Source organism: Thalassospira sp. NFXS8 (assembly GCF_040148805.1).
In the GTDB taxonomy this organism is placed as follows: domain Bacteria; phylum Pseudomonadota; class Alphaproteobacteria; order Rhodospirillales; family Thalassospiraceae; genus Thalassospira.
Genome location: NZ_JAGEMF010000001.1, coordinates 1,911,246 through 1,924,123 on the forward strand (window position 1 = coordinate 1,911,246; position 12,878 = coordinate 1,924,123).

13 protein-coding genes are annotated in these 12,878 nt (G+C 53.7%); 2 read left to right on the forward strand and 11 right to left on the reverse strand.

The window, feature by feature from the left end:
* Positions 1-13 precede the first annotated feature (13 nt).
* The 6 genes from folD to J4E05_RS08690 all read right to left on the reverse strand — a co-directional run bounded on the left by folD (position 14) and on the right by J4E05_RS08690 (position 5,522).
* Positions 14-913 carry a bifunctional methylenetetrahydrofolate dehydrogenase/methenyltetrahydrofolate cyclohydrolase FolD gene (gene folD / locus J4E05_RS08665; RefSeq protein ID WP_349594335.1) on the reverse strand — a complete coding sequence of 300 codons (900 nt, stop codon included), beginning with the start codon at positions 911-913 and terminating at the stop codon, positions 14-16.
* A gap of 2 nt (positions 914-915) precedes the next feature.
* Positions 916-1,245, reverse strand: coding sequence for a DUF167 domain-containing protein (locus J4E05_RS08670; RefSeq protein WP_349594337.1), 330 nt, complete (start codon positions 1,243-1,245; stop codon positions 916-918).
* 33 nt (positions 1,246-1,278) lie between these two features.
* Positions 1,279-1,569: a YggT family protein gene (locus J4E05_RS08675; RefSeq protein ID WP_085588473.1), complete on the reverse strand. Its 291-nt coding sequence runs from the start codon at positions 1,567-1,569 to the stop codon at positions 1,279-1,281.
* 144 nt (positions 1,570-1,713) lie between these two features.
* Positions 1,714-3,405, reverse strand: a complete 1,692-nt coding sequence (locus tag J4E05_RS08680; protein ID WP_349594339.1) for an ABC transporter permease — start codon at positions 3,403-3,405, stop codon at positions 1,714-1,716.
* A 10-nt stretch (positions 3,406-3,415) separates the two neighbouring features.
* On the reverse strand, positions 3,416-4,372 hold the full coding sequence (locus J4E05_RS08685) for an ABC transporter substrate-binding protein (protein ID WP_349594341.1): 957 nt from the start codon (positions 4,370-4,372) through the stop codon (positions 3,416-3,418).
* A 16-nt stretch (positions 4,373-4,388) separates the two neighbouring features.
* Entirely contained in the window at positions 4,389-5,522 is a 1,134-nt protein-coding gene (locus J4E05_RS08690) for an ABC transporter ATP-binding protein (RefSeq protein WP_349594343.1), read from the reverse strand.
* Positions 5,523-5,769: 247 nt separating this feature from the next.
* On the opposite strand from J4E05_RS08690, the gene J4E05_RS08695 reads away from it, so the two are divergent.
* The gene (locus J4E05_RS08695; protein ID WP_349594345.1) at positions 5,770-6,408 is read left to right on the forward strand and encodes a DNA-3-methyladenine glycosylase I; all 639 of its coding nucleotides are present in this window, start codon (positions 5,770-5,772) and stop codon (positions 6,406-6,408) included.
* 39 nt (positions 6,409-6,447) lie between these two features.
* Here the strand turns inward: J4E05_RS08695 and J4E05_RS08700 are convergent, their stop codons facing one another.
* From J4E05_RS08700 to J4E05_RS08715, 4 genes are all read right to left on the reverse strand, one after another.
* Positions 6,448-7,419: an SMP-30/gluconolactonase/LRE family protein gene (locus J4E05_RS08700; protein ID WP_349594346.1), complete on the reverse strand. Its 972-nt coding sequence runs from the start codon at positions 7,417-7,419 to the stop codon at positions 6,448-6,450.
* A gap of 77 nt (positions 7,420-7,496) precedes the next feature.
* Positions 7,497-8,774, reverse strand: a complete 1,278-nt coding sequence (locus J4E05_RS08705) for a TRAP transporter large permease (RefSeq protein ID WP_085588464.1) — start codon at positions 8,772-8,774, stop codon at positions 7,497-7,499.
* A 30-nt stretch (positions 8,775-8,804) separates the two neighbouring features.
* Positions 8,805-9,380 (reverse strand): TRAP transporter small permease, encoded by a 576-nt coding sequence (locus tag J4E05_RS08710; RefSeq protein ID WP_085588462.1) that lies wholly within the window; start codon positions 9,378-9,380, stop codon positions 8,805-8,807.
* Between the two features lie 52 nt (positions 9,381-9,432).
* Positions 9,433-10,464, reverse strand: a complete 1,032-nt coding sequence (locus tag J4E05_RS08715) for a sialic acid TRAP transporter substrate-binding protein SiaP (RefSeq protein WP_349594348.1) — start codon at positions 10,462-10,464, stop codon at positions 9,433-9,435.
* Positions 10,465-10,633: 169 nt separating this feature from the next.
* Here J4E05_RS08715 and J4E05_RS08720 point away from each other — a divergent pair, with 169 nt between their 5' ends.
* Positions 10,634-11,380 carry an FCD domain-containing protein gene (locus J4E05_RS08720; RefSeq protein WP_168184829.1) on the forward strand — a complete coding sequence of 249 codons (747 nt, stop codon included), beginning with the start codon at positions 10,634-10,636 and terminating at the stop codon, positions 11,378-11,380.
* A gap of 59 nt (positions 11,381-11,439) precedes the next feature.
* Here J4E05_RS08720 and J4E05_RS08725 read toward each other — a convergent pair whose 3' ends face one another.
* Positions 11,440-12,537, reverse strand: a complete 1,098-nt coding sequence (locus tag J4E05_RS08725; RefSeq protein ID WP_246832842.1) for a LacI family DNA-binding transcriptional regulator — start codon at positions 12,535-12,537, stop codon at positions 11,440-11,442.
* Positions 12,538-12,878: the final 341 nt, after the last annotated feature.

Genomic DNA, 12,878 nt, shown 5'->3' on the forward strand with positions numbered 1-12,878 from the left:
AGGAAAACCCAGATCAGCCGCCAAAACCCAGCTTGGGTGGTGTTATGCCATTGGCACGACACGCCGCAATCAGGGTGTTATTAAGCAGGCAGGCAATGGTCATGGGGCCAACACCGCCGGGAACCGGGGTAATGGCACCGGCAACCTCAACGGCGCTGGCAAAATCAACATCACCCACCAGTTTCATTTTGCCGTTGTCGCCTTCAATGCGGTTAATCCCCACATCAATCACGGTGGCGCCCTTGGCAATCCAGTCACCGGTAATCATGTTTGGGCGGCCCACAGCGGCAATAACAATATCGGCACGGCGCACTTCATCTGCCAAATCGCGGGTGCGCGAATGGGCAATGGTCACGGTGCAGTTTTCTTTCAGCAGCAACTGTGCCATCGGCTTGCCAACAATATTGGACCGGCCCACAACAACCGCCCGCTTGCCCGACAAATCGCCCAGCGTATCTTTTAGCAGCATCAGGCAACCATAAGGCGTGCAAGGGGCAATGCCATCGCCGCCTGTTGCCAGCGCACCGGCATTGATAATGTGAAAACCATCCACATCCTTGGCCGGGTCAATCGCGGCCAGAACGGCGTTTTCATCAATATGTTTGGGGACGGGCAACTGGCACAAAATGCCATGCACATTGGGGTCATTGTTTAACTGGGTAATGATCGCCAGCAAATCTTCCTGGCTGGTTGCCGCCGGAAGTTTATGTTCATAGGAATTCATGCCGCATTCAAGGGTTTGCTTACCCTTGTTACGCACATACACTTGGCTGGCCGGGTCTTCACCCACCAGCACCACGGCCAAACCGGGAACAACGCCGTGGTCGGCTTTCAGCTTGGCAACTTCGCTGGCAATATCACCGCGCAGTTTTGTGGCAAATGCCTTGCCATCAATAATTTTTGCACTGCTCATATCTAATCCTCGCCCGTCCATAGATTGATTTGCGCCACAATCTGCGCTGCATCACCGGTAATGGTCAAAACCTTGTTACGGTCGGTCTGGCCGCTAACAATGGTAAATGCCGATTTAGGCCACCTGGCCGTTTTTGCCAGCAACTTAACCAATGCGTCGTTTGCTTTACCATTTTCTGGCACGGTGGTTACCATTGCCTTCAAACGTACCTGTCCGTCTGCGTCCTGATATAGTCCACCCACGTGATTACGCGATGCCTTGGGTGTCAGCCTTAAATACAGCCGAACATCCTTGCCACCGGGTAAAATTTCACCTGCGGGTTTTGCTATCATTAACGTGCCGTTATCAACAGGACAAAGGCGACGTTAATACATCATCTGTGCGAACAATTCGAACATCAGGCTTTTAAGAAAGCTCAGCAGCAAAATCAGCACGACAGGCGACAGATCAATGCCCCCCATATTGGGCAATATCGCCCGAATTGGTCGCAAGGCAGGCTCGGTAATCCGATACAGAAAATCCCCAACCATATAAACGAAACGGTTACTGGTGTTGATCACGTTGAAAGCTACCAGCCAGCTCAGGATTGCCTGAAGAATCAGACACCAGATATAAAGGCTGATTACTGTGCTTATCAGCATCAGGACAGACTGCATTACCGCTCCTTCTTGTTGTCGGGCCCGTGCCGGTGACGGAAACCAATTTCATCGCGAAGGTAATGACAAGGACACAGTGGCGCAAGCGCCAAGCCACCCAAACGGGCGGATTTGGTCAATTTTCCCTGTATTTCCAATCAAAAATCAGAACAACCGGCCCTGTTTGCGCGCCCAGATAGCCACAGCGACCGGAATGGTCATGGTTATGGCAATTGCCATCACGCTCATTGCCATGCCCATCCCGACCGATCCCTGCTCGAACTGCCGCCAGATAAACAACGCGACCGTCCTGGTTCCGATCGGGGCTAACAAAATGGTTGCCACCAGTTCGCGCGCCGCCACAGCAAAAACCAGCAACATGGCAGCCAGAATACTGGGAAAAATCAACGGCATCAAAATGCGAAAAAACACCTTGATACCGCCGGCCCCGGCCACCCGGGCGGCATCTTCCAGGCTGACACTGACCTGCCGCAGGGCCGCATTGGCATAACGCACCGGATAGGGCAGCAACAAACAGCAATAAGCCAGCACCAAAATACCAATGGTATTATAAGGGGTTATTGGCAACCACGGCTGGTTCCACGCCAATATAAGGCCAACTGCCACCACAACACCGGGAATGGTATTGGGCATCAGCGTTAGAAAATCGAGGATACGCGACGACACTGTGCGCTGGCGCACCACGACATAGGCCGTCATCGTACCTAAAATACCCGTAATCAGCGCAGCACCCAGCCCCAGCGACAGGCTGGTGCCCAGAGCCTCCATTGCACCGCCGGAATTTGCAAAAATTTCGGTGAAATTATCGGTCGAAAAATTATCCGCTGCCAACCCGCCTGAAATAGTCCGGGTCGATGCCGTTAAAATCACCGATAAAATCGGCATTACAGCACCCAGGAAACCGATAACGGCAAAAAACATTACCACCGGTATCCGCCATGCCCCCAGTTCAGCCGGGCGGCTGGCACCGGGTTTGCCCGAAACTGTCTGAAAATCGCGGCGCAAAACAATGCGGTTTTGCAAAACAAAGGCCGCCATCGCGATTAAAACCAGAATAACCGACAATAGCGACGCACCGGGCAAATCAATCGGATAATCCGACAGACGTTGTTCAATACCGGTTACCAGCACCAAAAATCCACTGCGGGCCGCCAATGCCGCCGGTGTGCCAAATTCTTCAATCGCCATGGCAAAAACCAAAAGCAGGCTGGCGGCAATGGCCGGGGTCGTCAACGGTAAGGTGATCCGCCAGAACGACCGCATTGGCGGACAGCCCGACACACGGGCCGCCTCAAGGTAACGCCCGCCAATCGAGGCCACCATGCGCGACACCGCAAAATAGACAACGGGAAAAACATTCAGCGTCATGACAAAGACGACGCCCCAGAATGAAAAAAGAAACCCGCCAAAATTAAGACCGGTGATTTGTTCCAGATACCCGCGCGGCTGCAACGCCATAATCCAGCCAAGGGCGGCTATATAGGGCGGAATGGTAAAGGGCACCAGAAACACCACATCCCACAGCCCGGCAAAGGGAATGCGAAACAGGCCACGCAAAATACCCAGCGGCACGGCAACCAAAGCAGACACCAGCACAACACTGCCGCCCAGCATCAGGGTGTTTAACGTCCAACTGATCAGATGTTTGTCAAAAAGCGTTTCGACAAACCGGGAAAACGGATTGGCAAAAATACCCCGCGCGATATCGGGGAAAATGGCCTGCAACACCACAAACAGCAGCGGAAACGCCACCAGAAGGGTCAAAACAGGGGCAACGGCGGCAAAAATCATGCCGCCGTTGCCAAATACTCGCGATTTCAAAGATGTCAGGCGCACGTCGGGCCTATTATTCCAGACCAAAGGTTTTCGCGAAGCGATCGAGAACAGCCTTACGGTCGGTTTTCGGATCAACTTCCAGAATTTTCAGATCCGCGATCAACGGACGGTCGGCTTTGACATCGGAACGGGCCGGCATCAACTGGGTTTTAGCAACCAGTGCCTGACCGGCATCGGACAATACATAATCGATGAATTTTTTGGCATCGTCCTGATGGGCCGAGGTTTTTAATATCATCATCGGACGCGGGGCAATCACGGTCCCGCTTTTCGGGAACACCACTTCGATGGATTCGCCTTTGGCCGCCTGTGCCAGACCAATATAATCAACTGCGCCAAAAACAACGGCCTTGGCACCTTGCAAAACCGGGTTAAGGGCCTGGGCATTGGCACCGGGAACAATCATTTTGTTTTCAGCCAAACCTTCAAACAGTTTCCAGCCCAGATCCGGCTGTGCTGTCAGGGCGGCTACCAGTTCATAGGCCGAACCGGACTGTGCAGGGTCGGGCATCGTGATCAGGTCGCGATATTCCGGTTTGGTCAGGTCTGTCCAGTCTTCCGGTTTTGGCGTGCCGCTTTTCGGGTTCCAGGCGATGGCCAGAGCCGAAATGCCCTGCGCGACATAACCCGGACCTTTCAGAAAGTCAGGAACGTTTTTGGCATTGGCGCTGGTGTAATCCAGCAGCATGTCTTTTTTGGCAAAGCTGGTGGCGGTTTTCCACGATGCCGAAATAACAATATCGGCAACCGGGTTCGAGGATTCAGCTTCCAGGCGCGCCATCACCTTGCCGGTGGTTGCCTGAAACACGTTTACATCAATCCCGCTTTCATCCTTGAAACCGGCAGCCAGTTTTTCAATCAGGCTACCCGGGCCAGCGGTGTACACGGTAACACTTTGCGCCATGGCCGTACCGGAAAGTGCCAGGCAAGCAAAACCGGCCAGCAAAGCAGTCTTAAAGCTTTTCATCGTAGATATCCCCATTTTACGCGTTATGTGTATGGTCGGTCTGCACGTCTTCATGCGGAAACCAGAAAGCCCGGTCCCACGAAATATCAAGGTCATGGATGGTGCCGTCGCCCAGGCGGGTCGTGCTGAACATTTCCAGCGAAATATCGTTGTCAAAGCGCATCTGCACGGCATAGCCATCCCCCCGGAACATGCTATGTACAACGGTGCCACTTATGGCATGTCCGGCAGCGACCCGATTTCCACCGTTTGACGGTAAAAGAGCGGACCTTGGCAAAAACAACTGGCCTGATCGGCTGCCGTTTACCAGCCCGGCGGGCGGGCTTAAGCGACGCGCCCCACCGCCGATCATTAAATCGCCCCCCTGCACATCGGCAGGTAACACCAAGCCCAGTTTCAAAAAATCGACAACAATGGGCGAAGACGGATTGCCGACCAGTTGTTCCGGTGCGTCAATTTGCAAAATGTTGCCGCTGTGCAAAATTGCGACACGATCGGCAATGGCAAAGGCTTCGCCGTGATCATGGGTTACATAAACCGCTGTCATGCCCAGCTTGCGCAACAAGGACGCAATATCGACCACAAGGCTTTCGCGTAATTCACGGTCCAGGTTGGATAAAGGTTCGTCAAACAAAACAAGGCGTGGCCGCGATACAATCGCACGTGCCAACGCCACACGTTGTTGCTGCCCGCCCGACAATGTTCCGGGCTGACGATCTGCCACATGGGCCAGGCCAACCATGCCAAGGGCTTCGGCAATGCGGGTATCGCGTTTAGCACGGCCAACATTTTGCATTTCCAGCGGAAAGCCTACATTTTGCGCCACTGTCATATGCGGCCACAGGGCATAATCCTGAAATACCATGCCGATCGACCTGCGCTCGGGCGGCACAAACGTTCCGCCGCCGGCATCGGCCACCAGTTGATCACCAATATGGATTGATCCGGTGGTTGGGCGCGATAACCCGGCCAGTAACCGCAACAAGGTTGTTTTTCCACAGCCCGACGGCCCCAACAAGGCAACCACCTCGCCCGGGGCGACGTTTAAATCAATGGTTTTAAGTACGGTATTGCTGCCGAAACGTTGTGAAACGCCGGTCGCAATTACCGGGGAACCGGTTTGCAGGGAGGGGTTTGCAGCATTGACCATGGGGGGGCGAACGGACTTTTGTAATTTATTGACCGCCCAAGGATTTATCACGCCGAATTTATTTCAATTTTTAATATTCGGTTGCATTTTCATTGCACATTTATGTCACTCCACCCCAAAAGGCAAAATTGCACAACATTTGGGCAACCCGGCCGTTTAAAGAGTTGAACAATCGTGAATTAGGCCCTGTTCCGACCCCCAAATATTGCTATGCTGCCTGTCCATTGCCCGCAACCAAGGCCCATCCATGACCAACAGCATAAAACAGGCCAACACTCCGGCTGGTACACCTGCACCAGCTGCAAATGCAGAACCGCCGCGATGCCAATGGGCGTTAACCCATATCGATAAACCGTTTTATGTTGCCTATCATGATCACGAATGGGGCACGCCAGTACATGATGACCGGCATTTTTTTGAAATGCTGATACTGGAAGGGGCGCAAGCGGGGTTAAGCTGGCTAACGGTTTTATCACGGCGCGAGCAGTACCGGGCGGCCTATGATAATTTCGATGTGCAAAAAGTCGCCGCCTATGACGATGCCAAACAGGCCGAATTACTGGCAAACCCCGGCATCATCCGCAACCGGTTAAAAGTTTCCAGCAGCGTTGGCAATGCCCGTGTTTTCCTGAAAATCGTCGAGGAATTTGGCAGTTTTGATGCCTATGTCTGGCGGTTTGTCGGCGGTGCGCCCATCGTCAATCACTGGCAGAACCACAGCGACGTTCCCGTTACCACCGATGTCAGTGATGCCCTGTCAAAAGACCTTAAAAAACGCGGTATGCGGTTTGTGGGATCAACCATCATCTATTCATTTTTACAGGCAACCGGCCTGATCATGGATCACACTACAAATTGTTACCGGTACCGCGATCTAAGCACCTGAAACCCGAAATGTCAGCCTGCCCGCCCTGCCGCTGTCATCCTATCCCCAATTCCAATGCACTGGCGGCATCCCGGCCACAGGGGAGCGAAAGCTGGCAATTTTCCCGTCATGAAGGCAGCCCAGATAAACTGTGCGTAAATCGGGGCCGCCAAATGCCACACTGGAAACATTGGCAAGGAAACGGCCCCGCGATTCCGACATGTGTTCGGCGCCAAAACGACCGGCAAGAAATGCCTCCTCAACGAACTCAACCCGTTCGGGATCGCTGTCTTCAAGCAAAATTTGCGGGTCCTCGCCAGGGACCACCCGGATCAGCCGATTGCTAATAACACTGGTCAGCCAGATTGCCCCGGTGCTGTCAAAGGTCAAACCATCGGGAAACGTCCCATGACCAAAGCTTGCCACGACCTCGCGCTTTCCCAGCGTGCCATCTGCGCGCAATGCCAATCGCGTCAGGCGGCGACCAAACGTTTCATTCACATAAAGCCATTCCCCTGCCGGATCGACGGCGACCTCGTTGGTAAACCCGAAACCATCCGCCACAATCCGGGCACCATGCTGATCGACGACAAAAACAAAACCGTCATCGGCATCAAGCCGGTTGGCGCGCGTACGTGGCTGTAATCGGGTACTAACCGTGCCCCAAATCCGGCCTTTGGCATCAAGGGCAACAAAATTACAGGGCAATAGTGGTTCACCATCGACCTTGGTAATAAAAGGCGTTACCTGCCCATCCGGGGTTATTCGCCAAATACCACCGCTATCGGCCAGATTGGCAGCAAGAAACGACCCGTCACACATCAGGGCAATGCCATTTGGCAAAAGTGCGGATGAACCTGGTGCTTTTGGCACGCCAATAAAGGATTGCTGACCATCCGCGCCCAACCGGACGATGCCGCCGCGCCAGTCACATACAAAAACAGATCCCGACGCAGTGGCCAAAACGCATTCCGGGCGTTCAAGCCCCTGACCAAGATAGGTTAACCGGGACGGATCGATTGGAAATGACATGGTTCGGGTAACCTCGCAAACTCACGCAAAGGACGTGATGACAAAATAACAATTTATAACAAGGCTTTAATATGCGCCTAACGATACAAAGCCGTTGGCAGCCACATCGAGAATTGGGGCACAAAAGTAACCAGCATCAGCACGATCAACAGCGGCACGAGGAAAGGCATGGTGGCACGCGCCGATTGCTCGAAGGTGACATTGGAAACCTTGGCAAGCACATAAAGGACCATGCCGACCGGCGGGGTTAGCAGGCCGATCATTAAATTTAGCACCATAATCACGCCGAACTGCACCGGATCCACGCCAACGCCAACAGCAAGTGGCAACAAAACCGGAACCAGAATTGTAATTGCCGCCACCGTTTCCATAAAACAGCCCACCACAAACAGGATCAGATTGATCAGCAGCAAGATTGCGATCTTGTTGTCGGTCGTCATCGAAATCATGTGGGCGAATTGCTCGGGCACGCGGTTTTCAGTCAAAATCCACGAAAAAATCGACGCGCTGGCGACAACGAACAGGATCACAACGGTGGTTTCCATCGATTCCCGGCTGACCGCGACAAAACTTTTCCAGCTCAGATTACGATAAACCACGGTCCCCAGAAACAAGGCCCAGGCAACGGCGGCAATTGCAGCTTCAGTCGGGGTGAAAATACCCAGCAAAATGCCACCAACAATCAATAACGGCGTCATCAGCGACAGAAAGGCGCGCGAAAAACTATGGGCCAAAAGCCGCAAGGCAAACCTGTTGGCCGGGGTATAACCGCGCTTTCGCGCATACCAGGCAACCATCACCATAAGGGCAGCAGCCATCAAAAGACCCGGCACCATGCCCGCAGCAAAAAGCTGCCCGATCGAGGCTGAAGCCAGAACCCCGTAAATCACCATCGGCAAACTGGGCGGAATAAGCGGCCCGATTGTCGAGGATGAGGCGGTGATCCCGATTGAAAAGTCGGTATCATAGCCGGCATCGCGCATTGCCTTGATCTCGATCGCCCCCAGCCCGCCGGCATCGGCAACCGCCGCCCCCGACATGCCGGCAAACAAAACCGAAGCCCCGACATTCACATGCCCCAGGCCTCCGCGCATCCAGCCCACTACGGCGGTCGCAAATCCAAAAATCCGCTCGGTAATCCCGGTCGAATTCATCAGGTTACCCGCCAGAATAAAAAACGGCACGGCCAGCAAAGGGAAGGAATCAACACCACCGACCATCCGGTGAATAACCACCAGCCCCGGAATATGTCCGGAAACCAGAATATAAATCAGCGACGATCCCGCCAGTGACAGGCCAATGGGCAAGCCCAGAAAAATGAACACCGCCAACGCAGCAAACAAAAGAATAATCAACGGAAGGTCTCCCGAAAAGCGTGGCGCAGTTCAGCGTTCGCTGTAGCGTTGCCTGATATTACGGCGCGCGATAAAAAGCGTACGCACGGTCATCGCGCCAATGCCAACAGCGACAGTCCAATAAACAATCCCCATCGACATATTGATGGACGTCATGGGCTGATTGCCCATCGCATTGGCCAGCTTGATCGCGAAATAGGTCAGCGCCCCAAGGATGACGATGCTGAACAGGTCAATCAGCGCGTGCATCACACGGCGGACCGGGGCGGCAACAATCGTATGAAAATAGGTCATGTTGACATGGGCGTGACGCCGGACCGCCGCTGCCGCCCCGATAAAGGTCATCCCGATCAAAAGGTAGCGGCCAATTTCCTCGGTCCAGCCAAAGGAATCGTTCAAGGCATAACGGGTAAAGAACTGCAAAAAAATGACCGCGCCGGTTACCCAGAAAAACCCCAGCCCCACCATATCCTCGACCCCGAGGCGGGGTACTGGCGCATCCTTAACAACGGTTATTCCGTCTGTTTCACCCGATATCGCAAATGGCGGTTCGGGGTGCCCCCGCTCAAAGAGCGAGGACACAGGTGTGCGTTTTTTGTCGTCCATTTTCTTTACCCCGGCACATTCCCAAAAGATCTCGTACCAATGAGCACCATAATCAGGTGATCAGCTGCACTTTTTCATAATCGGACTTGCTCCACGGCACGTTCTCGCCAGTCAGTTCCGGGATCATCTTTTTGCGGAAGGCTTCGCGATCAACCTCATCAACCGAGACATTGTATTTTGTCTTGAAATCATTGATCAGCGACATTTCAGTGGCACGCACCTCGTCGGTGCATTTCGCCATCGCTTCATCGAAAACCTGCGAAAATATCTGTTTGTCTTCGTCTGAAAGCTGCGACCACAACGAAGAACTGGTCATTGCGACCAACGTATCGATCATATGGCCGGTCAGCGCGATATGCTTTTGAACTTCATAGAATTTCTGGGCAAAAATCGTCGGTAACGGGTTTTCCTGACCATCGACCACACCTTGTTGCAGGGCCAGATAAACCTCGGAAAAGGCAATCGGGGTCGGGTTGGCACCGACCGAGCGCGGGAACAAAAGGTAAAGCGGCACATTGGGAACGCGGAGCTTCAGCCCCTTCATATCATCGGGTTCGGCAATTTTTTTGTTCGATGTGACATGGCGCAGCCCGTAATAAACCGTGCCAACAACATTCAGGTTCGAGCGTGTGTTGAATTCGGCAGTTACCTGTTTGCGCATGTCGCTGTCGCGATAGGCGGCCCAATGATCGAAATCGCGGAACATATAAGGCCCGCTGATCAATGCCATCGGCCCATAGGCACGGCTGGCCGTCGGGCTGCCGGTAAAGCCCATGTCAATCGTACCAAGGGTCAAACCCTGATAAATCTCGACCTCGCCCCCCAGCGAGGATGACGGAAACACACTGATTTTGTAACGACCCTGGGTTTTCTCAAGAATTTGATCAGACGCCCACAACACCCATTTATGGAAGGGTTGGCTATCATTAAAGATATGAGCAAATTTTACCTCCTGGGCTGCGGCAAAGGCCCGGGTGCTAAAGCTGCTCGCAGCAAAGGTTGCCGCAGCCGCCATCCCGGCCCCTTTTAAAAACTGACGCCGCCCAACACCCCTAACAGACCCGTTCCGGTTTTCTTTCGACATGAATTCCTCCTGTGTTATTTTTTATCTGCGTCATACTTCTTGTATTTTTCGCATGTCCCGCTGGTTTACCAGTGGCGTTTGAGCTACACTAACAGCGACCTATCAGATAGGTCAACAGGCAAAAGAAGAGACCTGAAGGTTTGAGATGAAAACACGCAGAAAAACGAAGATGAATGAAGCGGTTTCCGCTTCTGGCAAGGCATTGCCGGAACGCCGGGTCAAGCGCCAACGCCTGCACGAGCAGGTCGCCTTGCAAATCGAAGACATCATTCGTGACAATTACAAACCAGGTGATCCGCTGCCATCTGAACGGGAATTCATGGAGTTGTTCGATGTCGGGCGCTCTGCCGTGCGCGAGGCGCTGACCCTGCTATCGCGTATGGGGCTGGTTGTGGTGCGCAACGGCGAAAAGGCCCGGGTTGCAGAACCAACCGCCAAGGCCATGATCGACGATTTATCGGGGGTGGCACGCCTGCTTCTTGCCGATGCCCAAGGGATTCATCATTTTCAGGAAGCGCGCGCGTTACTGGAAATCGGGCTGGTGCGAATTGCAGCACAGCAAGCCACTGACAAGGATTTGCAGGTTTTACGCGCATTGCTAGATGACAATCGCGATTCCCAGGACGATTCCGAAGCCTTCCTGCGCAGCGACGAGGCCTTCCATATCGCGATTGCCAAAATTGGGGGCAACCCCATTTTTACGGCCGTTTATACCGGTGTTGTCGAATGGCTAGACGATCAGCGCAATATTTCGGCCAAATCGCTGGACGGTAACCGGACGGCCTATCAGGCGCATGAAAAAATCTATGCCGCAATTGCCGCCCACGACCCGGTAACAGCCGAACAGGCGATGGAGGACCACCTGACCGCTGTCGCAGAACGTTACTGGAGGATGAAGGCAATTATTGAAGCATAAAAACACAATTTCATGAGGAGCGACGGATAAGCATGGCGGGTTCGTCAGCCACCTTGCTATCAGGAAACAGTTGTGTCTGTGCTGCTGCCACGAACCAACAATCGCGTTTTTAACAAAACCGGCTCGGCCACATCTTCGCCCGCCAGTGCCAGTTCGGCAGCGATCCGGCCTTTTTCAACCGAATTTTGCGCCACACTGGTCAGTGGGGGTGTGGTGCGGGCACCGCGTGCAACACCATCAATCCCCACCACCCGCACCTGGCCTGGCACGGCACAGCCAATATCGGCCAATCCCTCCAGGGCGCCAATAGCAATGACATCGGACATTGCCAGAATACCATCAATATCGGGAAATTCAGCCATCAGTGCCACCACCTGCGCCCGCACATTTTCCGACAGGTTTTCGCATTCAATATGCACAATATCGGCAACCGCAATTGCGCCATCACGCAGCGCGGCGTGATACCCGGCCAGCCGCTCGCGCACCACACGATGACTAACCGAACCGCGCCGTCGGGCATCCATCAAACCAAACTGCCCTTGTTCGTCGGCCTGAAGCGATAAAATGGCAAATTTGCGCGCCCCGCATTCCAGCAAGTGCCGGGCGGCTGTTGCCGCCCCTTCATAATCATCAAGTACAACCGTCGCCGTCGCCCCCACAATATCGGTATCAATACCAACCATGGGCAGATTACGCCGCCGAATGGCCGCGATAATTTCATTATTGTCAGAATAACAATGCACCAGAAACGCATCGACCGCCGCGTTATTCACCGCGGATACCGCCTGTTCCTGATTTTCGGCCGAAATGATCATCATGTTTACGGCCTGTCGCGCACATTCCCGGCCAATGCCGCGTAACAGCTCAATCGCCACCGGGTCGCTAAAGGCATATTCAAGGTTATCGGGGAAAACGACGCCCAGCGCACCCGCCTTGCCGGTGCGCAACATACGCGCCATCACATGCGGGCCGCGATAGCCAAGGTCGCTTGCAACGGCCAATATCTTTTCGCGCAATTCATCCCGCACCAGATGCGGTTTGCCAAAAGCATTTGACGCTGTTCCCTGGGATACGCCCGCAGCCCTGGCGACATCTACCAGTCGAACCCGTTTTCCCATAAGCCGATATTCCCCCGGTTTGTCTGCGTCATTTTGCATGACACAATCGCATAGTCGATGACATTTTTTTGAATCGGTTCAACATAATATTGACAGATGCCACATTGCATCGCCACAATGCATTCATTGAATCGATTCATTCCGGTTCTTCCCGGCGAATTGCCCCTTGCAATTTGCCATGCCGCGCGCTGTTGGTGTTTGCGGTTTTCCCGGCAATCTCGTATTGCACTTCGATATCCTGCCGCCCCGATTGGGGCGGTTTTTTTTGCGTCGGTTCAAAAACCTATGCCCTTAAATAATGCCCGCATGAAACAGGAAACCATCACATTGCCCTGGGCCTTCCCTTCGTTATTGAGCAAAGACATACGACCCGCCACATA

What these genes read in the sequence shown, in the direction of transcription:
- folD (WP_349594335.1), bottom strand. Translation starts at nt 913, where the DNA reads ATGAGCAGTGCAAAAATTATTGATGGCAAGGCATTTGCCACAAAACTG.
- J4E05_RS08670 (WP_349594337.1), bottom strand. Translation starts at nt 1,245, where the DNA reads ATGATAGCAAAACCCGCAGGTGAAATTTTACCCGGTGGCAAGGATGTT.
- J4E05_RS08725 (WP_246832842.1), bottom strand. Translation starts at nt 12,537, where the DNA reads ATGCAAAATGACGCAGACAAACCGGGGGAATATCGGCTTATGGGAAAA.
- J4E05_RS08720 (WP_168184829.1), top strand. Translation starts at nt 10,634, where the DNA reads ATGAATGAAGCGGTTTCCGCTTCTGGCAAGGCATTGCCGGAACGCCGG.
- J4E05_RS08710 (WP_085588462.1), bottom strand. Translation starts at nt 9,380, where the DNA reads ATGGACGACAAAAAACGCACACCTGTGTCCTCGCTCTTTGAGCGGGGG.
- J4E05_RS08700 (WP_349594346.1), bottom strand. Translation starts at nt 7,419, where the DNA reads ATGTCATTTCCAATCGATCCGTCCCGGTTAACCTATCTTGGTCAGGGG.
- J4E05_RS08690 (WP_349594343.1), bottom strand. Translation starts at nt 5,522, where the DNA reads ATGGTCAATGCTGCAAACCCCTCCCTGCAAACCGGTTCCCCGGTAATT.
- J4E05_RS08715 (WP_349594348.1), bottom strand. Translation starts at nt 10,464, where the DNA reads ATGTCGAAAGAAAACCGGAACGGGTCTGTTAGGGGTGTTGGGCGGCGT.
- J4E05_RS08695 (WP_349594345.1), top strand. Translation starts at nt 5,770, where the DNA reads ATGACCAACAGCATAAAACAGGCCAACACTCCGGCTGGTACACCTGCA.
- J4E05_RS08685 (WP_349594341.1), bottom strand. Translation starts at nt 4,372, where the DNA reads ATGAAAAGCTTTAAGACTGCTTTGCTGGCCGGTTTTGCTTGCCTGGCA.
- J4E05_RS08675 (WP_085588473.1), bottom strand. Translation starts at nt 1,569, where the DNA reads ATGCAGTCTGTCCTGATGCTGATAAGCACAGTAATCAGCCTTTATATC.